This window comes from Streptomyces sp. NPDC058335 (genome assembly GCF_042723915.1).
In the GTDB taxonomy this organism is placed as follows: Bacteria; Actinomycetota; Actinomycetes; order Streptomycetales; family Streptomycetaceae; genus Streptomyces.
The window spans coordinates 26,399-45,284 of record NZ_JBHXHX010000008.1 but is presented as its reverse complement, the minus strand read 5'-3'; the positions used below and the strand labels follow the sequence as shown (position 1 = coordinate 45,284).

Genomic DNA, 18,886 nt, shown 5'->3' with positions numbered 1-18,886 from the left:
GGAGCACCCATGACTCACACCGGCCTGCCCGACGGCTTCCTGTGGGGCGTCGCCACCGCGGGGCACCAGAACGAGGGCGACAACCTCGCGAGCGACACCTGGTTCCTCGAACACACCACTCCCTCACTGTTCCGCGAACCGAGCGGACCGGCGTGCCGGGGATACCAGCAGTGGGAGACGGACCTCGACCTCGTCGCGGGACTCGGGCTCAACGCCGTCCGGTTCTCCGTCGAATGGGCACGGATCGAACCCGAGCGTGGTGTCGTCTCCGCCGAGGCGCTCGACCACTACGAGCGCAAGGTCGACGGCTGCCTCGCCCGCGGCCTGGCACCGCTGGTGACGTTCAGTCACTTCACCGCCCCCCACTGGTTCGCGGCGGCCGGTTCATGGACCGCCGCCGACGCTCCGGGCCGGTTCGCCGACCAGTGCGCCCGGGTCATGGCGCGCTTCGGTGACCGGATCGCCTACGGCGTCACCCTCAACGAACCGAACCTGGAACAGCTGTTGCAGGTGGGCGCGAAGCTTCCGGCCGAGGCGGAGGCGCTCAAGGCGCGGATGCTCGTGGCGGCCGCACGCGCGGCCGGAACCGACACCTACGCCAGCGCGAACGTCATCCCCGCCGACCGGCAGGACGAGTTCCAGGAGGCGTTCACCCGCGTCCACCGCGCCGCCCGCGAGGCGATCAAGGCGAGCCGTGGCGATCTGCCGGTCGGCGTGTCCATCGCCATCGCCGACGAAGTCGCGGCGCCCGGCGGCGAGGAGCGCCGGGACGCCAAGCGCGCCGCCGTGTACGACCACTGGCTGCGCGAGGCACGTGACGACGACTTCATCGGCGTACAGAACTACGAGCGCATCGTGCACGGTCCCGAGGGCGAAGTGAGGGTCGAGGGTGAGCTGAACGGCATGGGTACCGTCATCGAGCCCGGCTCCCTCGCCGGCGCGGCGCGGTACGCCCACGAGGTGTCCGGGGTGCCGGTGCTCGTCACCGAGCACGGCATCCAGACCGCGGACGACACCCAGCGCGCCGCGTTCATCCCGGCCGCGATCGAGGGACTCGCCGCCGAGATCGGCGCGGGCACGCCCGTCCTCGGCTACTGCCACTGGACCCTCATGGACAACTTCGAGTGGATCTTCGGATACGGCGCCCAGCTCGGCCTCCACGAGGTCGACCGCGAGACGTTCCAGCGCCGTCCGAAGCCCAGCGCGGCGGCCTACGCCGACGTGGTGCGGAGCCACCGGGGCGTGCTCACCGTGGCCCGCGACCGAGTCGCGGTCGACGGTCGGTGAGGTAAGGCGAACCTAATATCGGATAAGGTCCGATGTGCCACCACTCGCCGCACCCACACCACGGGAGTCCGTCTTGCCGCACGCGATCGACACCGCCGCAGACGGGCCGGGGGGAGCCGTCGAGGAGGGCTGGGTCGAGCTGGTGTCACGGGCCGAGCTGCGCGAACTGCTGGGCGAGCCCTGGCCGGTGGTGATCGAGAAGGTCCACGACCGGCTCACCGATCAGGACCTGGACATACTGACTCGCTCGCCCTTCTGCCTGCTGGCCACCTCCGACGCGGGCGGCAACTGCGACGTCTCCCCGCGCGGGGACGGCCCGGGGTTCACGCACATCATCGACGAGCGCACACTCGCCCTGCCCGACCGGCCGGGCAATCGGCGCGGCGACAGCTTCCACAACATCCTCGACAACCCGCACGCCGGCCTGCTGTACCTGGTCCCGGGCGGCAAAGAGGTCCTGCGGGTCAACGGGCGGGCCCGCATCCTCACCGACGCCCCGTTCTTCGACGCCATGACCCAGGACGACCGGCGCCCCGCACTCGCCCTGGTCCTCGAGATCGACGAGATCTACCTGCACTGCCCGCAGTCGCTGCGGCGCGCCGGCCTGTGGAACCCGCCGTCCTGGCAGGCCCGTTGAGGCGGGGCGCACCCCCCTTGATCAGGAGATATTAGGGTAGGCTAACCTTAGCCGCGTGAGATCTGGTGGAGAGACAGTCGGCACCCCACGCCTGCGCGGCCATGAACTGGCGGCCACGGACGTCACGGTGTCGTACGACGGCGTCGACGTCGTCCACGGAGCCGCGGTCGGGCTGCGGCCCGGTGAGGTGACCGTCCTGGTCGGCCCCAACGGAAGCGGGAAGTCCACGCTCCTGCGGACGATCGCCCGGTTGCAGCGGGCCCGGCACGCCACGATCCGGATCGACGACGACACGGACGGCCTCGCCCTGACGCCCCGTGAGTTCTCCCGCCATGTCGCCCTGCTGACCCAGAGCCGTCCGACACCCAGCGGACTGACCGTGCGGGACATCGTCGAGTTCGGCCGCTACCCGTACCGCGGCCGCTTCGGCCGGGCGGACCCGGACGCGACCGCCGCCGTCGACCGGGCACTCGCCCTGACCGGCGTCACCGACCTCGCGGAACGCGGTGCCGACCACCTCTCCGGCGGGCAGTTGCAGCGGGTCTGGCTGGCCGGCTGCCTCGCACAGGAGACCGGCGTACTGCTCCTGGACGAGCCCACGACCTACCTCGACCTCCGCTACCAGGTCGAACTTCTCGACCTCGTCCGCGACCTGGCGGACGAGCACGGCATCGCCGTCGGCGTCGTCCTCCACGACCTCGACCAGGCGGCGGCCGTCGCCGACCGGATCACGCTGCTCGAAGCGGGCCGCATCGTCGCCGACGGCCCACCCGAGGACGTCCTGACACCGGAACGCCTCACCGCCGTCTACGGCATCCGGATCGAGGTCGACAACGACCCCCTCACCGGCCGCCTGCGCACCCGCGCGATCGGCCGCCATCACACACGCCACACCCCCAGCGAAAGGCTCGGCACCACCCCATGAGACGCCTCCTGTTCACCGCGGTCACCACCGCCGCGGCGCTCACCCTTGCCGCGTGCGGTACCACCGAGCCCGCCGCCGACAGCACGAAGAAGCCCTCCGAGGCCATCACCCTCACCGACGCCAACGGCGCCGAGGTCACGCTCGACGGCCCGGCCACCAAGGTCGTCACCACCGAGTGGAACGTCACCGAGAGCCTCCTCGCCCTCGGCGTCGACCCGATCGGCGTCGCCGACGTCAAGGGGTACAGGACCTGGGACACCGCCGCCCCGCTGACCACCGAGCCCAAGGACATCGGCACCCGCGGCGAGCCCAGCATGGACACCATCGCCTCCCTCGCGCCCGACCTCGTCCTGGCCACCACCGACCTGCCGCCCGCCGCCGTGAAGCAGCTGCGCAAGATCGCCCCCGTCCTGGAGGTGAAGTCCGCCGACGCCGCCGACCAGATCGGGCAGATGCTGGACAACATCGACCTCATCGCGCGGGCCACCGGTACCACCGACAAGGCCGAGACGGTCCGCGACGGCTGGGAGGCCAAGGTCGCCGAAGGCAAGAAGGCCCTGGCCGACGCCGGTCTGGACGGCACCCGGTTCGCCTTCGCCGACGGATACGTCACCTCCAACCAGGTGTCCCTGCGCCCGTACACCAGCGGCTCGCTGATCGGCAGCGTCAACGAGGCGATCGGCCTGAAGAACGCCTGGACCGTCAAGGGCGACGCGAGCTACGGCCTCGGCACCACCGACGTCGAGGGCCTCACCGCCCTGCCGAAGGACACCCGGTTCGCCTACATCGGCAGCGACGGTGACAAGAACAGCACGCCCTTCACCGGTGCCCTGGCGAAGAACTCCGTCTGGAAGTCCCTGCCGTTCGTGAAGGCCGGCGACGTGCACCGGCTGCCCGACGGCATCTGGATGTTCGGCGGACCCGCGTCGATGGAGGCGTACATCGACGCCGTCGTCGACGCGCTGACGAAGTAGCGGAGCCATGGCCGTCACCGCGACCGCCCCTGCCACCCGTCCGCAGGCGGCCCGGCCCCGCAAGGGTGCCGCCGCGGTGACGGCCGCGCTCGCGCTCCTGGTCGCCGCCCTCGCCGTCGTCGACATCACCCAGGGCACGGCCGCCGTCGGACCGGCCGAAGTCCTCAAGGCGATGACCGGGCAGGCCGATCCGGCGGACGCGTCCGTCGTGATCGCCTCCCGGCTGCCGCGCATGGCCGCGGGCCTCCTGGTCGGAGCCGTGCTCGGCGTGGCCGGCGCCGTGCTCCAGGCCGTCAGCCGCAACGTGCTCGCCTCACCCGACACCCTCGCCGTGAACGCCGGTTCCTACCTGGCACTCGGCGTGGTCGGCGCCACGGGCGTCTCGCTGCCCCTGCTCGCCTCCTCCGGAGTCGCCTTCGCCGGCGGACTCCTGGCCGCGGGTGTCGTCCTCGCCCTGTCCGGTCTCGGCACGGGCACCGTACGGCTGGTCCTCGCCGGCACCGCGCTGGCGCTCGGCCTCAACTCCGTGACGGAGGGCCTGCTCCTGCTGTTCCCCGAGCAGACCGAGGGCCTGTACCAGTGGAACCAGGGCAGCATCGGCCAGAACGGCTTCGACGGTGTCCTGCAGATGCTGCCCGTGGCCCTGACCGGCCTCGTCGGCCTGCTGTTCACCGCCCGGCGGGTCGACGCGCTCGCCCTCGGCGACGACGCCGCGCGCGGGCTCGGCGTCCCGGTCCGCACCACCCGCGTCACGGTGGTCGTCCTGGCGGCACTGCTGTCCGCCGCGGCCGTCACCCTGGCCGGGCCCATCGGTTTCGTCGGCCTGTGCGCACCGGCCCTGATACGCCCCCTCGCCCGCCGGTTCCCGGCATTCGCCCGCGCCCGTGCCACCTGGCCCGCGGTCGGCCTGGCCGGTGCCGGACTGGTCCTCGGGTCGGACGTGCTGCTGCGGGCCCTCGTGCCCGCGGACACGGCGGTCGCCGTCCCCACCGGTGTCGTCACCAGCCTCGTCGGCGCCGCGTTCCTGGTGGTGATGGCCCTGCGGCTGAAGGACACCGCCGAAGCGGGTGCGCCGGACCGGCTGCGCACACCCGGCCGGACGGCGTTCCTCGTCACGACGGCCGTCCTCGTCGCCGTGGTCGGCGGCGTCACGGTCGCCGGCGTGCTGCTGGGTGACACCGGGCTCCTGCTCGGCGACGTCGTCAACTGGGCCCAGGGGCGGGCCGGCCGCGCCGTCTCCTTCGTCCTCGACACCCGGGTGCCGCGCGTGCTGGCCGCCCTGTGCGCGGGCGCCGCACTCGCCCTGGCCGGCACGCTGGTGCAGGCCGTGACCCGCAACCCCCTGGCCGAACCCGGCGTCCTGGGCGTCTCCGGCGGTGCAGCGCTGGGCGCCGTACTCCTCGTCACCACCGCGCCCGTCGCCGGCTCCTGGGCCGTGGCGGGAGCGGCGTTCGCCGGGGCCGCCACGGCCTCCGTGGTCGTCTTCGGACTCGCCGCCCGGGGCGGCTACCAGCAGAACCGGCTGGTCCTCGTCGGCGTCGGCACGGCCGCCGGCACGACGGCCCTGATCAGCCTGCTCATCGTGCTGACCGACCCCTTCAACGCCACCAAGGCGCTGACCTGGCTGTCCGGTTCGACGTACGGGCGGACGATGCCGGACGTCCTGCCCGTCGCGGTGGTGCTGGCACTGGGCCTGGGCCTGGCCGTCGTCCGACGCACCGAGCTGGACCTCGTGTCCCTGGACGGGGACACCCCGCGACTGCTCGGCCTGCGGCTGTCCCGAGTCCGCCTCGGTTTCCTCGTGGTGAGCGTCCTGCTCAGCGCGACCGCCGTCGCCTCGGCCGGCACCATCGGCTTCGTGGGCCTCGTCGCGCCGCACGCGGCACGGGCCCTCGTGGGCCGACGGCACGTGCGCGTGGTGCCGGTCGCCGTCCTCCTCGGCGCGGCGCTCGTCTGCGCGGCCGACCTGCTCGGCCGCACGGTCATCGCTCCCGCCCAGCTCGGCGCCGGCCTCATGACGGCGGTGATCGGAACGCCGTACTTCCTGTATCTGCTCGTGAGGAGCCGTCGCTAGGGTTCCGCCAGCCCGAGGAGGCCGGCTGGTCACGCCTGCGGGCAGACGTTCCTTTGGGGGGCGCGGTGAGCGCGCAGCCACTGGGCGAGCAGGGCGAGGGCGGAGAGGAAGGCGACTGTGACGGCGTAGGCGACGAAGGTGTCGTGCAGACCGGTGTGGGTGGCCGCGACACCGGCGATCACCGCGGGGACGCTGAAGGACACGTAGGAGATCACGAAGGCCACGGAGAGCAGTTCGCCGCGTTCGGAGGGGGCGGCCATGCGGGCGAGAGTGCCGAAGCCGGCCAGTGCCGAGCCGCCGAACCCGATGCCGGCGATCAGGGTGCCCAGGGCCGCGGTCACCAGGGAGTGTTCCAGGACGCCGGTCAGGGCGACCGCTGTGCCGACGAGCAGCAGGCTCGCGCCGAGGGCGAGCGTGCGGGCGGTGGGCCAGGTGCGCAGGGCGAGTGCCGTCAGGGAGGCCGGGACGGTCAGCAGCGTGACCACCAGTCCGCCGACGACGTGGCTGGAGAGCCCGAAGAGGCCGACGGCGACGGACGGGCCGAGCGAGAGGTAGAGGCCGCCGAGCGCCCAGCTGGCGACGAGGATGGGAACCAGGCCGAGCAGGTCGGCCCGGAGATGAGGCGCGACCCTGAGGCGGGGCTGGAGCGAGCGCGCCGTGCCGGGCCGGCGCTGCGCCGTCTCGGGCAGGGCCAGGAGTACGGCGGCGGCAAGGACCAGGCCTGCCAGCAGCAGGGCGTAGACGAGGCGGGTCGGGTGCGGTCCGTACTCGACGAGTATTCCGCAGCCCAGCGCCCCCAGTCCCAGTCCGAACGTGGGTGCCGCGCCGGTGACGACCCCCGCGCGGTGGGGGGCGTGCGCGGGGTTGAGGTCGGCGAGGGCGGCGCCGAGGGCGGTCATGGCGGCACCGGTGGCGATGCCCTGGACCAGGCGCGCGGTGAGGAGCACCCCGATGTCGTCCGCGGTGAGGAACAGGATCATCGACAGTGCTTCGAGCGCGATGGCGGCCAGCAGCACCGGGCGGCGCCCGAGATGGTCGGAGAGCGCGCCGAGCACGAGGAGGGCCGCGATCATTCCCAGCACGTAGACGGCGAACACTGTGGTGAGAGTGGTCGCGGAGAAGTCCCACTGCTGCTGGTAGACGACGTAGAGGGGCGAGGGCGCGCTGGAGGCGGCCATGAAGAGGACGAAGACGGCGGCGAGGGCGGCGAAGGCGGCCGGACGGCTCAGTTCCCGTCGGATGCGGCCGGGCGGGGAGGCTGGGGAAGGGGACATCTGGTTTTGAGGCAGGGCGGAACCGGACACGGCTCTCTCCAAACGCAGTGATCGATGCGTTAAGGACGCTACCACTAACGCAACGATCAGTGCGATAATTTCGCTCATGGTTGACGCTTCAGCTCACGTACGTCCGGGCGGCCGCTCCGCGAAGGTGCGAGCGGCGGTGCACCGTGCCGTGGCGGAACTCCTCGCCGAGGAGCCCGCGGAGGTCCTGACGATCCCCGCCGTCGCCGTCCGGGCAGGCGTGCATCCCACGACGGTGTACCGGCGCTGGGGGTCTCCGGCGCAGCTGCTGAACGACGTCGCCACCAGCCGGTTCAGCGGTGATGTGGTCGTCCCCGACTCCGGCTCGCTGGCCGGCGACCTGGAGAGGTGGATGGAGGACGTCGCCGTCGACCTCGCCGACCCCGACACGCTCGCCCTGATGCGGGCCACGATCGGCTCCGGGCCGGAGGGCGGCTGTGCCTGCACGGCGGACCGTCACGCGCAGCTGAGCGCCATCATCGAGCGTGAACGTACACGGGGCGGCGACGCGCCCGACGTCGAGAACGCCATCGATTTCCTGCTCGGCCCCCTGTACTACCGCGCCATCTTCAGCGGACAACCCGCCTCCGGCGACTGGGCCCGACGCCTGGTCACCACGTTCCTGGAGGCGTCCCGAGCACTGTCCTGAGCCGTTCGACGCGAGTACCCGGCGCGCCCGGGACATGGCGCGCCGGGGGCGGACCGGGCGCGATGCCGCCTCCGTGTGCCGGGTGAGCCGTGGAGGCGGAGGAGGGCGCCCGGGGGCCGGGCCCCGGTGTGTCAGCGGTAGTCGTCGGGGTGACCCTGCATCCAGGTGTTGATCTGGTCGCGGGTGCCGATCAGTGATTCCTGATGCTTCTTCAGGTTCTCGAAGGTGCGGTCGCCACCCAGCTCCGTGTCGAGCTTCTCGATGCGGGCGAGGGGTTCCGGGAAGTGGCCCGGTCCCTTCGGGTCCGCCCGCATGGCCCGCTCCAGGCGGTGCAGTTCGTCGTAGACGCGTCCGAGGAAATAGGCGCAGTTACCCGGCGTGCACGAGTCGTCGAGGGTCGCCTGAAGCCCGGCGAACGCGTCGCGGACCTTCTCGGCCGGCGGCGACGGCGGCGTGGAGGCGCTCGAGGAGTTCGAGGCGCTCGAGGCGTCGGGGGAGCCACCGGCGTCGGGGGAGGCGAGGGGCGACGAGGCCGGGCCGGTCCGGCCCGCGGCGGCGACCGTGCTCCCACCCGGCTCGTCCGTCCCGGCACTCGTGCCGCACGAGACGCCGAGCGCCGCCAGAGCGGTCGCCACGACGGCCGCACGCACTGCTGAGGACCTGAACATGAAGTCTCCCCATGATCTTCGAGTCAGCGGACTCTACACACCTTCCGCCGTCCCGCCGTACGGCAGCCGGCTGACACCCGTCTCAGCAGGCGGCGGTGAGGCCGTCGGAGCGCAGGGCGGCGCCGGTGCGGGCGGTGATGTCCTCGACGGTGACACCGGGCGCGGTCTCGACGAGGGCGAGGCCGGCGTCGGTGACGTCGAGGACACCGAGGTCGGTGATGATGCGGTGGACGCACCGCTCGCCGGTGAGGGGCAGTGTGCACTCGTCGACGATCTTCGGGCTGCCGTCCTTGGCGGTGTGGTCCATCAGGACGATGACCCGGCGGGCGCCGTGCACGAGGTCCATCGCGCCGCCCATGCCCTTGACCATCTTGCCGGGGATCGTCCAGTTGGCGAGGTCGCCGCCGCCGGAGACCTGCATGGCGCCGAGGACGGCGGTGTCGATGTGGCCGCCGCGGATCATGCCGAAGGAGAGCGCCGAGTCGAAGAAGCTGGCGCCCGGGAGAACGGTGACCGTCTCCTTGCCGGCGTTGATGAGATCCGGGTCGACCTCCTCCTCGGTGGGGTAGGGGCCGGTGCCGAGGATGCCGTTCTCGGAGTGCAGGACGACATGCACTCCTGGCGGGAGGTGGCCGGGTATGAGGGTGGGCAGGCCGATGCCGAGATTGACGTAGGAGCCGTCGGTGAGTTCGGCGGCGGCGCGGGCGGCCATCTGGTCGCGGGTCCAGGCCATCAGGAACGTACCGTCCCTCGTGTCGAAGATGCGGAAACGGTCCGGTGCTCTATGTGCTTGTCGGTGGCCTCTTCGGCGTCCAGCGCCACCACCCTCTGCACGAAGATGCCGGGCAGGTGCACCTCGTCCGGGGCCAGTTCGCCCGGCTCGACGAGTTCCTCCACCTCGGCGATGGTGACGCGGCCCGCCATGGCGGCGAGGGGGTTGAAATTGGCGGCGGCCCGACGGAAGCAGAGGTTGCCGTGCCGGTCGGCGCGCCAGGCCCGTACGAGCGCGAAGTCGGTGGTGATGCCGTGCTCCAGGATGTGCGGGCGGCCCGCGAAGTCGCGGGTCTCCTTGGGCGGGGAGGCCACCGCCACCGAACCTCCCCCAGCCGCGTACCGCCACGGCAGCCCGCCGGCGGCGACCTGCGTGCCCACGCCGGCCGGGGTGTAGAAGGCGGGGATGCCCGCTCCGCCGGCCCGCAGCCGCTCGGCGAGGGTGCCCTGCGGGACCAGCTCCACCTCCAGCTCGCCGGACAGGTACTGGCGGGCGAACTCCTTGTTCTCGCCGACGTAGGAGCCGGTGACCCGGGCGATGTGGCCGGCGGCGAGGAGCACGCCGAGGCCGCGGCCGTCGACGCCGCAGTTGTTCGAGACGACCCTCAGACCGCCCGTCCCTTGTGCGTGCAGGGCGCGGATGAGGACCTCGGGCACTCCGCTGAGGCCGAAGCCCCCGACGGCCAGTGAGGCACCCTCACCGATGTCGGCGACGGCCTCGGCCGCGCCGGCGCGGACCTTGTTCACGTGCGCATGTCCTTTCAGGTGGTGGCGCCGGGCAGGACGGCGGACCAGTCGCCGCCGACCACCAGGTTGGCGCCGGTGATGTACGCGGCCTCGTCGGAGGCCAGGAAGACCGCCCCCTCGGCCACGTCGGACCGGGGACCGTCGGTGTCGTTCATCCCCGGGCCGACGCAGACGGCACGGATGCCGTACGGGGCGCCCTGCGCGGCGAGTTGCCCGGTCAGTGGGATCAGGCCGGTGAGCGTGCCGGTCGGTCCGGCGGTCAGCACACAGCCGCGGCTCGCCACCAGATGCGGCCAGGCCGCCCGGACCGTCAGCCGCACCGAGTCCAGCTCGGCGCGCATCGTGAAGCCGAAGTCCTCGTACGGCCGGCCGTCGATCGCGCCGAACCGGACGGCACCGGCGTTGGCGTAGACGATGTCGACACCGCCGAACGCGTCCACGGCCTCCTCGGTCCAGGACCGTACGGACTCCTCGTCGGTGACGTCGAGGGGGCCCGGGGTGAGGGCGGTGCCGCCCTCCCGGGCGATCAGCCGCTGGGTCTGAACGGCCTCCTCGTGCAGGAGGTCGCCGCCGACGACCAGCGCGCCCTCCGAGGCGAAGCGCAGTGCCGCCGCCCGGCCCTGGCCCCGGGCGGTGCCGGAGACCAGGGCCACCTTGCCCTCGAGCCGGTTCATCCGCCGGCCTCCGGGCCGAGCAGGGCGTCGGAGACGGACTTGACGCCGCCGTGCGCGGTCAGACCGCCGTCCACGGGGATCTCGGCGCCGGTGATGAACGACGACTCGTCCGACAGCAGGAAGACGACCAGCGGGGCCACCTCGCCGACGGTCCCGGTGCGGCCGAGCGGCGTCTCCCGGACGTTGGCCTCACGGAAGGCCGGCGCGGCGGAGGCGGTCATCTCGGTCTCGATGTAGCCGGGGTGGATCGTGTTGACGCGGATGCCGCGCGGACCCAGCTCCAGGGCGGCCGTCCTCGACAGCCCCCGCAGAGCCCACTTGCTGGTCGTGTAGGCGACCGGATAGTGGGCGGTCAGGGCGGCCGAGGACCCGACGTTCACGACGGACGCGCCGGCCGGCATCAGCGGCGCGAGACGCTGGATGCCGAGCAGCGGGCCGATGACGTTGACCGCGTGGACGCGCGCCATGTCCTCGGGACGGACCTCGCCGATCCGGGCGCGCCAGGTGACGCCCGCGTTGTTCACCAGACCGTGCACCTGCCCGTACGCCTCGCGCAGTTCGGCGGCGAGCGCGGCCCAGTCCTTCTCGCTGGTGACGTCCAGGCGGCGGCAGCCGTGCGCGGGATCGACGTCGGTGGCGACGACGCGGGCGCCCTCCCGGATGAGGGCCTCCGCCTCCGCGGCGCCCTGGCCGCGGGCCGCGCCCGTGACGACGACGACCTTGCCCAGGAGCCGCTTGGGGTGCAGCCCGCTCACGGCCGCTCCCGGGTGCGGCGCCGGCCGGCCGGCAGGGGCACGGGCTCCGTGCCGGGCGCGACGGTGGTGGTGAGCGTGCCGAGGCCCCCGACGGTCAGGGAGACGGTGTCGCCGGGCTTGAGCGGCGGCGGGTTCCGCTCGCCGCGCAGGCCCCACAGTTCGGCGAGGCAGCCGCCGTTTCCGCAGGTACCCGAACCGAGGACGTCACCCGGCACCACGCGGGTGCCTCGGGAGGCGTAGGCGGTCATCTCCTCGAAGGTCCAGCTCATGTTGGACAGCAGGTCCTCGCCGACCGTCTCGCCGTTGACCTCGGCCCGCAGGGGCAGGCGCAGGAAGCCGTCGGCGTCCCGGTGCGGCTCCAGCTCGTCGGCGGTGACCAGGTACGGGCCGAGGGTGGTGGCGGTGTCCTTGCCCTTGCAGGGACCGAGGCCCACCTTCATCTCCGCGCTCTGCAGATCGCGCGCGGACCAGTCGTTGAACACGGTGTAGCCGACGATGTGGTCGCGGGCCCGCTCGGGAGTCAGGTCGCGGCCCTCCCGGCCGATCACCGCGCCCACCTCGAGTTCGAAGTCCAGGACGGCCGATCCGGGCGGCACGGGGACGTCGTCGTGCGGGCCGTAGACCGCGTGCGGGTTGGTGAAGTAGAAGGTCGGCGCCGCGTACCACTGCTCGGGGACTCCGGACACGCCGTCGACGGAGCGGCGTACGCCTTCGACGTGCTCCTCGAAGGTGACGAAGTCCCGCACCGACGCGGGCCGGAGCGGGGGCAGCAGCCGCACCTGGGACACGTGGGGGCCGGGCGGCACGTCGAGGGCGGCGGCGCCCGCGGCGAGCAGTCCGGCCAGGCCGCCGGTCTCCGCGAGCAGCGCGGTCAGGGAGGTGACACCGGGCAGCGGGTAGAGGGTGCCGTCGGCCTCCACGACGGCCACGCGGTGGCGCCGGCGGTGTTCGTATGCTGCGAAACGCATGGTGCGGCTCCTGGGGGAGGGGGATCGGTCGAGGGGAACGCGCATCAGGTCGTGGCCCACGGCGACGCGGCCCCGGCAGCCGGCCGCCCGGTCCGGGGCGCGGGGCGCCGCGGCCCACTCGCGGCCGGGGAACCGGGTCGGGTCGGCCGGCGTCGGGTGGCTGCTCCACGCGACGCCGCGAGCCAGGGACGGACGGTGTCGCCGCGTCCCCGGTGCGGGGGACCGGTCAGACCGGCGGGGCCACGAACACGCCGCGGTCGGGGTCGTTGAAGGACTCCTTGGCGATGAGTTCGTTCATCGGATTGGCCGTGCCCCACTGGTCGGTGACCTCGGGCCGGGAGAAGTCGTAGACGTGCGGGTGCCAGGTGTCCTCGTCGAGGCACTCCAGCTCGGTGGTGTACTCGACCGTGTTGCCGTGCGGGTCCAGGAAGTACGTGAAGGTGTTGTCGCCCGCCATGTGCCGCCCCGGACCCCAGATCTTGCGGAACCCGGCGCGGATCACGCGGCCGGAACCGCGCATGTACTCGTCGAGGCCGCGCATCTCGAAGGAGATGTGGTGCAGGGCGGTGTGCGGGCCCTGGGCGATGGCCATCGAGTGGTGCTGGTTGCTGATCCGCATGAAGTGCATGACCTCGCCCATGTGCGGCGAGCTGAGCGTGTCGGAGAGGCGGAAGCCGAGGTGGCGCTCGTACCAGGCGCGGGTCCTGTTGAGGTCGGGGGAGTTGAGGACGACGTGGGACAGTTTGACGGGGATCGCCTCCTTCTCCTCGATCCTGCGGTGCTGCCTCACCTCCACGTCGGCGGAGACCTCGATGGTGCGGCCGTCGACGTCGAAGAAGCGGAAGCCGTAACCGCCGCCGGGGGTGTCGACCTTGCCCGGTCGGCTGATCAACCGCACGTCCCCGGCGAGTAGTTGTTCGGCGAGGGTGTCGACGTCGGCCACCGAGGCGGCCCCGTACGAGACGAGGTCGAGGCGCTTCTCCCCGGCCTCGCGCAGCCGGACGACGTACTGCTCGGGCGAGCCCTCGGCGGCCAGGAAGGAGATGCCGGAGTCCTCGGCGACCTCGGTCAGGCCCCAGACGCCGGCGTAGAAGTCGCGCTGCTTGTCGTAGTCGGGCACGGCGAGGTCGACGTGCCGCAGGTGGGTGAGCAGACGTGCGCTCATGGGTTCCTCCTCAGGCGGAAGCGATGTGGAGCAGGGCGGCGGCGTTCCCGCCGCGTACGGCGTCGAAGTCGGCCTCGGCCAGTTCGGCGCCGCGCAGGGCGCCGACCGGGTCCTCGGTGCCCATGTCGAAGGGGAAGTCGGAGCCGAGCAGTACCCGGTCGGCCCCGGCGACGCGGACCAACTCCCGCAGCACGTGCGGGTCGTGGACGAGGGAGTCGAAGTACAGCCGCTTCAGGTAGCTGCTGGGCGGGTGCGCGCAGCCGGCGCCCGCGTCGGAGCGGGCCGACCAGGCGTGGTCGGAGCGCCCGAGGTGGGTGGGCAGGTAGCCGCCGCCGTGCGCGGCGATCAGCTTCAGGCCCGGGTGTCGGTCCAGCACCCCGGAGAAGATGAGGTGGGACAGCGCGACGGCGTTCTCGGTCGGCTGTCCGACCGTGTTGGACAGGTACCAGCGGTCCAGCCGGTCGTCGAGCGTGCAGCCGAAGGGGTGCAGGAAGAGGATCGCGCCGGTCTCCTCGGCGCGCGCCCAGAAGGGTGCGTAGGCCGGGTCGGAGAGTTCCCGTCCGGGGGCGTGGCTGGAGATCTCGACGCCGGCCAGGCCCTGTTCCAGAGCGTGGTCCAAGGCGCGCACCAGGCGGTCGGGGTGCTGGAGCGGCACCAGTCCGAGGCCGCGCAGCCGGTCCGGGGCCGCCGCGCAGTGCGCCGCGGTGGCCTCGCCGGCCGTGCGGTACACCTTCTCGGCCGTGTCCTCGTCCGCCCAGTAGTGGTAGTGGGAGGGGGAGGGGCTGACGAGCTGGACGTCCACGCCCTGGGCGTCCATCGCGGCCAGACGTACGGCCGGATCGGTCAGCCCGGGGATCCGGTCGCGGACCATGGGCCCGTTGACGGCGAGGGCGGCGGGGCCGTTGCGCCGCGCGTCGAGTTCGCGGGCTTCGGCGTGGCCGGGCAGGCCGGTCACGAGCGCGTCGACCTCGGGCAGCAGGACGTGGGCGTGCACGTCGACGGTGGGCGTCGGCGTGCGACGCGGGGTGGGCTCGGTCATGGCAGGTCCCTGAGCAGGGTCATGGTCCGGCCCATCAGGCCGGGCACGTCGGCGTCGCGTACTCCGTCGAGCTGCCACTGTCCGATCTGGACGGAGGCCTCCACCACCGGTCGGACCCGTGCGATGCGCCGCTCGTAGTACGCCTGGAACAGCGCGTCGTCCCAGGCGTCGGCCCCGGTCAGCAACTGTGCGAGGACCCACGCGTCCTCCAGGGACAGTGCCGCGCCCTGGGCCAGCGTGGGCGGGCAGCAGTGTGCGGCGTCGCCGACGAGGACGACCCGGCCGCGGTGCCAGGAACCCTCGACCAGCATCCGGTCGAACCAGGTGTAGTTGACCTTCGCCGGGTCGGTGATGTGCGCGGTGATCTCCGGCCAGAACCCGCCGTAGTGCCGGGTGAGGCGGCTCATCTCCTCCGCGTACGACGCGACGGGTATCGACGCGCGGTCGCGGTTGGCCTCGACGACGTAGGCGTACAGCGTCGTGTCGCTGGTGGGGCAGTATCCGGCGATGTAGGCGGGGCCGCCGTAGGCGAGGTCGGTGCGGGTCACGCCGGCCGGACGTGGGCCGGCGATGCGCCAGATGGCCATGCCGGTGGGCTCGGGCTTCGCGGTGATGCCGATCGCGGCGCGGGTGGTGGAACCGAGGCCGTCGGCGGCGATCACCAGGTCGTAGCGGCTCTCGGTGCCGTCGCTGAGGCGGACGGAGACACCGTCGGCGTCCTGGTCCAGGATCTCCGCGGTGGTCCCCAGCCGGACCGAAGCGCCACTGGCGCGCACGGCGTCGATGAGGATCCGCTGGAGCTGCGGGCGCTGCATGCCGACGGTCGCGGGCAGGTCGTCGCCGCCGGTGCGCAGATCGTCGTGCACGTGCAGGACGGTGCCGTCGGGCGTGGTGATGCCGACGGAGCCGAAGCCGAAGCCGGACGCCTCGACCCGGTCCCACACGCCGAGTTCGCGCAGCACGCGCAGGGCGTTGCCCTGGAGGGTGATGCCGGACCCGGCGGTGGCGTTCCAGTCGGCCCTGGCCTCGATCAGGTCCACGGCGAGACCGGCGCGGCGCAGCAGGACCGTCACGGCGTTGCCGGCCGCGCCGCCGCCGATCACCAGGACCGTGCGGGCTCTACTCATGGGAACTCCCTTGTTCCTCGGGCTACTTGACGGCGATGGGGTTGACGGGGGAGCCGACCGCGCCGGTGATGGGCAGGGGCGCGGCGGTGAGCGAGAACGCGTACACGCCGTCGGCGGCACAGTCCTCGGCCAGGGCGTCCAGGTCCCACATCTCGCCGATCAGCAGGCCGATGTGCGGGATGGCCACCTGGTGCAGCGGCTGGAAGGCGTGCTCGAACTCGTTGGGCCGCACCTCGAAGCCCCAGGTGTCGGTGGCGATCGCGGCGATGTCGCTGCCGTGCAGCCAGCCTGCCGTGGTGAACGACAGACCGGGCGCGGGACCGCCGGCGTAGTCGCCCCAGCCGTCGCGGCGGACCCGGGCCAACTGCCCGGTGCGGACCAGCACGATGTCACCGCGGCCGACGCTCACCCCCTGGGCGTCGGCGGTCGCCGTCAGATGCTCCTCGGTGATCGCGAAGCCGTCGGGCAGCTCCCCGGCCTCGCCGACCGTGCGGCCGACGTCCAGGAGGACACCGCGCCCGGTCACGTGCGCGGCCATGTGCTCGATGCCGGTCACCAGGTCGCCGTCGGACGTGACGACCTTCTCCGCCGGCCGGCCGTTCCACGCCCTGCCGTGGTCGAAGATGTGCCCCAGTCCGTCCCACTGCGTGGAGCACTGCAAGGGCATGGCGATCACGTCGTCGGCGCCGCCGATGCCGTGCGGGAAGCCCTGGTTGCCGAGGGCGGCGTCGGTGCCGGTGTCGAGCATGGTGTGCACCGGGTTGGTGCGGCGCCGCCAGCCCTTCTGCGGGCCGTTCATGTCGAACCGCTGGGAGAGGGAGAAGCTGACGCCCCGCCGGACCAGCCCGGCGGCCTCACGGCGCTTGGCCCCGTCGAGGAGGTTCAGGGTGCCGAGCACGTCGTCCTCGCCCCAGCGCCCCCAGTTGGAGTACGCCTTCGCGGCCCGCGCGATCGAGCCCTCGGGGTCGGTGCGGTCCAGGCTCACCGCACCGCCTCCGCCACACAGCGGGTGCGCTGCGCGCCGAGCCCGGTGATCGAGCCGTCCATCACGTCGCCGTCGCGCAGGAGTCGGCCCCAGTGCATGCCGTTGCCGGCCGGGCTGCCGGTCAGCACCAGGTCGCCCGGCAGCAGTCGGGCGGTCTGCGAGGCGTAGGACACCATGCGGGCGACGTCGAAGATCATGTCCTTGGTGGACTCGTCCTGCATGGTCTCGCCGTTGAGCTTCAGCGTCAGCCGCAGGTCGCCGGGGTCCGCGACCGACCCGGCGGGCACGATCCAGGGGCCGAGCGGCGTAAAACCGGGCGCGTTCTTGCTGCGCAGCCAGTCCGTGCCGATCTGCGGCATGTCCCGGCGGAAGACGGTGGCCCGGTCGGTCAGGTCGTTGGCGATCGTGTACCCGGCGACATGCTCCAGGGCCTCCTCGACCGGGACGCGGTGGGCGGGCCGGCCGATCACGGCCGCCAGCTCCAGCTCCCAGTCCGGCTTGCCGGCCCAGGCGGGCAGCACCACGTCGTCGTACGGGCCCGTGATCGCGCTCGGCAGGCCGATGAACACGTACGGCAGGTCCTCCGCGGCCCGCCGGTCCATGATGTCCGCCGCCTCGGCGCGGCGCTCCTCCTCCGACCGGTCGTCGGCCGGGTCCCGGTGTGCGACATGCAGGTCGATGACGTGCTGCCGGTAGTTGGCGCCGGACTGGAACACCTGGCGCGGTTCGACGGGCGCGTGCACCCGGAACTCCGCCAGTGGCCTCCGCTCCCGGCTGCTGTCGGCGGCCAGCGCGGTCAGCCGTGACACCGCCGAGTCCCAGTCCTCCAGGAGGCGACGGGTGGTCAACTGCGCGTCACCGAGGGCGGCTTGCAGGTCTAGCACCCGGGCGTCCGCCGTGACGAGCGCGGGGAAGGGCGGCCCGTCCGGGGCGGAGAGGGTGGCGAGGGCGAAGGGTCCGGCGAAGAGTGCGGACGCGGCTTCAGGTTTCACGGACATGTCCTCCTGATTGCGGTGTGACTAATCTGGACCCGCCACCCATGATCAGGGAAATAGATTCTGTGGATGACTGACATCCACCGCGTTTATTCGTTCCTGGTCAGCGCCTTACCGCAGAGGGAAGACCCGTGAATCTGGCCCGCCTCGACCTCAACCTCGTCGTCGCCCTGCGCGCCCTGCTGGAGGAACGCAACGTCACCCGCGCGGGGCAGCGCGTCGGGCTCAGCCAGCCCGCCATGAGCGCCGCCCTGGCCCGGCTGCGCCGCCACTTCGACGACGACCTGCTCGCCCGGGTCGGCGGCCACTACGAGCTGACAGCCCTGGGCCAAGTCCTCCTCGACCGCACCTCCACCGCCTACGACGTGCTGGAACGCCTCTTCGCCAGCCAGGCCGACTTCGACCCCGCCCGGGAGAGCCGCGAGTTCAAACTGATCGCGTCCGACTACGCCGTCTCCGTCTTCGGCGCCGAACTGGCCCGCGTGGTGCACGAGGAGGCCCCCGGCATCCGGCTCCGGTTCGCCCAGACCCCCACCACCGTCGTCGACGACACGGCCACTTTGTTGAGTGCCACCGACGGCCTGCTCATGCCGCACGGCGTCATCAGCGACTTCCCCGCCACCGACCTCTACGACGACCGCTGGGTCTTCGTCGTCGCCGACGACCACCCCAGCGTCGACGACCACCTCACCCGACAGGACCTGGCCCGGCTGCCGTGGGTCACCTACCAGCGCACCTACGACGCCCCGGCCGTGCGCCAGCTCGGCATGCTCGGCATCGAGCCACGCGTCGAGGTGTCCGTGGACAGCTTCCAGCTGCTGCCGCTCCTGGTGGCCGGCACCCGGCGCATCGCCCTGATCCAGGCCCGCCTCGCCCGGCTCCTCGCGCCGCTTTCCGCCGTACGCGTGGTGGAGCCGCCCTACGAGGCGGTGCCGCTGCGCGAGGCCCTGTGGTGGCATCCGGTGCACACCCATGACGCGGCCCACATCTGGCTGCGCGAGACGGCCGCCCGCGTGGGCAGGCGTCTGGGGGACGCGCCGGCACCCGGGGCGGAATGACGCAGGGCGCACCGCGGCTGCCGTGGGCCTGGTTCGCTCCGTGACGTATCCACGCCGTGGATCGACGGCATCGGGAACTTGGATCGC

General features: G+C 72.6%; 19 protein-coding genes. 7 read left to right on the top strand and 12 right to left on the bottom strand.

The window, feature by feature from the left end:
- Positions 1–9: 9 nt before the first annotated feature.
- The 5 genes from ACFWJX_RS17025 (at position 10) to ACFWJX_RS17005 (ending at position 5,897) form a co-directional block, all read left to right on the top strand.
- Positions 10–1,287, top strand: a complete 1,278-nt coding sequence (locus ACFWJX_RS17025) for a family 1 glycosylhydrolase (protein ID WP_383243119.1) — start codon at positions 10–12, stop codon at positions 1,285–1,287.
- Positions 1,288–1,360: 73 nt separating this feature from the next.
- A complete protein-coding gene (locus tag ACFWJX_RS17020; protein ID WP_383243116.1) occupies positions 1,361–1,924 on the top strand; it encodes an MSMEG_1061 family FMN-dependent PPOX-type flavoprotein in 564 nt (187 codons plus the stop codon).
- Between the two features lie 55 nt (positions 1,925–1,979).
- Positions 1,980–2,849, top strand: a complete 870-nt coding sequence (locus tag ACFWJX_RS17015; RefSeq protein ID WP_383243113.1) for an ABC transporter ATP-binding protein — start codon at positions 1,980–1,982, stop codon at positions 2,847–2,849.
- Positions 2,846–3,823 carry an ABC transporter substrate-binding protein gene (locus ACFWJX_RS17010; protein WP_383243110.1) on the top strand — a complete coding sequence of 326 codons (978 nt, stop codon included), beginning with the start codon at positions 2,846–2,848 and terminating at the stop codon, positions 3,821–3,823. Before ACFWJX_RS17015 ends, ACFWJX_RS17010 begins: the two co-directional genes overlap by 4 nt.
- 7 nt (positions 3,824–3,830) lie before the next feature.
- Positions 3,831–5,897: an iron ABC transporter permease gene (locus ACFWJX_RS17005; RefSeq protein WP_383243108.1), complete on the top strand. Its 2,067-nt coding sequence runs from the start codon at positions 3,831–3,833 to the stop codon at positions 5,895–5,897.
- Between the two features lie 29 nt (positions 5,898–5,926).
- Here the strand turns inward: ACFWJX_RS17005 and ACFWJX_RS17000 are convergent, their stop codons facing one another.
- On the bottom strand, positions 5,927–7,171 hold the full coding sequence (locus tag ACFWJX_RS17000) for an MFS transporter (RefSeq protein ID WP_383243105.1): 1,245 nt from the start codon (positions 7,169–7,171) through the stop codon (positions 5,927–5,929).
- Positions 7,172–7,277: 106 nt separating this feature from the next.
- Between ACFWJX_RS17000 and ACFWJX_RS16995 the strand changes: the two genes are divergently transcribed.
- A complete protein-coding gene (locus ACFWJX_RS16995) occupies positions 7,278–7,847 on the top strand; it encodes a TetR/AcrR family transcriptional regulator (protein ID WP_383243103.1) in 570 nt (189 codons plus the stop codon).
- 131 nt (positions 7,848–7,978) lie between these two features.
- Here the strand turns inward: ACFWJX_RS16995 and ACFWJX_RS16990 are convergent, their stop codons facing one another.
- The 11 genes from ACFWJX_RS16990 to ACFWJX_RS16940 form a co-directional block, all read right to left on the bottom strand.
- A complete protein-coding gene (locus ACFWJX_RS16990) occupies positions 7,979–8,515 on the bottom strand; it encodes a hypothetical protein (RefSeq protein ID WP_383243101.1) in 537 nt (178 codons plus the stop codon).
- A gap of 82 nt (positions 8,516–8,597) precedes the next feature.
- Positions 8,598–9,248 (bottom strand): CoA transferase subunit B, encoded by a 651-nt coding sequence (locus ACFWJX_RS16985; RefSeq protein WP_383243098.1) that lies wholly within the window; start codon positions 9,246–9,248, stop codon positions 8,598–8,600.
- On the bottom strand, positions 9,248–10,033 hold the full coding sequence (locus ACFWJX_RS16980) for a CoA transferase subunit A (RefSeq protein WP_383243095.1): 786 nt from the start codon (positions 10,031–10,033) through the stop codon (positions 9,248–9,250). Before ACFWJX_RS16980 ends, ACFWJX_RS16985 begins: the two co-directional genes overlap by 1 nt.
- A gap of 14 nt (positions 10,034–10,047) precedes the next feature.
- Positions 10,048–10,707, bottom strand: coding sequence for an SDR family NAD(P)-dependent oxidoreductase (locus ACFWJX_RS16975; protein WP_383243093.1), 660 nt, complete (start codon positions 10,705–10,707; stop codon positions 10,048–10,050).
- Positions 10,704–11,462: an SDR family NAD(P)-dependent oxidoreductase gene (locus ACFWJX_RS16970; protein WP_383243091.1), complete on the bottom strand. Its 759-nt coding sequence runs from the start codon at positions 11,460–11,462 to the stop codon at positions 10,704–10,706. The genes ACFWJX_RS16975 and ACFWJX_RS16970 overlap by 4 nt, the downstream gene beginning before the upstream one ends.
- A complete protein-coding gene (locus ACFWJX_RS16965) occupies positions 11,459–12,430 on the bottom strand; it encodes a fumarylacetoacetate hydrolase family protein (protein WP_383243088.1) in 972 nt (323 codons plus the stop codon). The genes ACFWJX_RS16970 and ACFWJX_RS16965 overlap by 4 nt, the downstream gene beginning before the upstream one ends.
- Positions 12,431–12,656: 226 nt before the next feature.
- Positions 12,657–13,595: a VOC family protein gene (locus tag ACFWJX_RS16960; RefSeq protein WP_383243085.1), complete on the bottom strand. Its 939-nt coding sequence runs from the start codon at positions 13,593–13,595 to the stop codon at positions 12,657–12,659.
- A 10-nt stretch (positions 13,596–13,605) separates the two neighbouring features.
- Positions 13,606–14,634 (bottom strand): amidohydrolase family protein, encoded by a 1,029-nt coding sequence (locus ACFWJX_RS16955; RefSeq protein ID WP_383243082.1) that lies wholly within the window; start codon positions 14,632–14,634, stop codon positions 13,606–13,608.
- Positions 14,631–15,761 carry an FAD-dependent oxidoreductase gene (locus tag ACFWJX_RS16950; protein WP_383243079.1) on the bottom strand — a complete coding sequence of 377 codons (1,131 nt, stop codon included), beginning with the start codon at positions 15,759–15,761 and terminating at the stop codon, positions 14,631–14,633. The genes ACFWJX_RS16955 and ACFWJX_RS16950 overlap by 4 nt, the downstream gene beginning before the upstream one ends.
- A gap of 22 nt (positions 15,762–15,783) precedes the next feature.
- Complete coding sequence (locus tag ACFWJX_RS16945) at positions 15,784–16,746, bottom strand: cyclase family protein (protein ID WP_383243076.1); 963 nt, start codon at positions 16,744–16,746, stop codon at positions 15,784–15,786.
- Positions 16,743–17,744: a fumarylacetoacetate hydrolase family protein gene (locus tag ACFWJX_RS16940; protein WP_383243073.1), complete on the bottom strand. Its 1,002-nt coding sequence runs from the start codon at positions 17,742–17,744 to the stop codon at positions 16,743–16,745. The genes ACFWJX_RS16945 and ACFWJX_RS16940 overlap by 4 nt, the downstream gene beginning before the upstream one ends.
- A 128-nt stretch (positions 17,745–17,872) precedes the next feature.
- Here ACFWJX_RS16940 and ACFWJX_RS16935 point away from each other — a divergent pair, with 128 nt between their 5' ends.
- Positions 17,873–18,799: a LysR family transcriptional regulator gene (locus ACFWJX_RS16935; protein ID WP_383243070.1), complete on the top strand. Its 927-nt coding sequence runs from the start codon at positions 17,873–17,875 to the stop codon at positions 18,797–18,799.
- Positions 18,800–18,886: the final 87 nt, after the last annotated feature.

Coding starts and splice junctions, on each gene's coding strand:
- ACFWJX_RS16990 (WP_383243101.1), bottom strand. CDS start 8,515: ATGTTCAGGTCCTCAGCAGTGCGTGCGGCCGTCGTGGCGACCGCTCTG.
- ACFWJX_RS16985 (WP_383243098.1), bottom strand. CDS start 9,248: ATGGCCTGGACCCGCGACCAGATGGCCGCCCGCGCCGCCGCCGAACTC.
- ACFWJX_RS16965 (WP_383243088.1), bottom strand. CDS start 12,430: ATGCGTTTCGCAGCATACGAACACCGCCGGCGCCACCGCGTGGCCGTC.
- ACFWJX_RS16995 (WP_383243103.1), top strand. CDS start 7,278: ATGGTTGACGCTTCAGCTCACGTACGTCCGGGCGGCCGCTCCGCGAAG.
- ACFWJX_RS17000 (WP_383243105.1), bottom strand. CDS start 7,171: ATGTCCCCTTCCCCAGCCTCCCCGCCCGGCCGCATCCGACGGGAACTG.
- ACFWJX_RS17005 (WP_383243108.1), top strand. CDS start 3,831: ATGGCCGTCACCGCGACCGCCCCTGCCACCCGTCCGCAGGCGGCCCGG.
- ACFWJX_RS16960 (WP_383243085.1), bottom strand. CDS start 13,595: ATGAGCGCACGTCTGCTCACCCACCTGCGGCACGTCGACCTCGCCGTG.
- ACFWJX_RS17025 (WP_383243119.1), top strand. CDS start 10: ATGACTCACACCGGCCTGCCCGACGGCTTCCTGTGGGGCGTCGCCACC.
- ACFWJX_RS16940 (WP_383243073.1), bottom strand. CDS start 17,744: ATGTCCGTGAAACCTGAAGCCGCGTCCGCACTCTTCGCCGGACCCTTC.
- ACFWJX_RS17010 (WP_383243110.1), top strand. CDS start 2,846: ATGAGACGCCTCCTGTTCACCGCGGTCACCACCGCCGCGGCGCTCACC.
- ACFWJX_RS16950 (WP_383243079.1), bottom strand. CDS start 15,761: ATGAGTAGAGCCCGCACGGTCCTGGTGATCGGCGGCGGCGCGGCCGGC.
- ACFWJX_RS16975 (WP_383243093.1), bottom strand. CDS start 10,707: ATGAACCGGCTCGAGGGCAAGGTGGCCCTGGTCTCCGGCACCGCCCGG.
- ACFWJX_RS16955 (WP_383243082.1), bottom strand. CDS start 14,634: ATGACCGAGCCCACCCCGCGTCGCACGCCGACGCCCACCGTCGACGTG.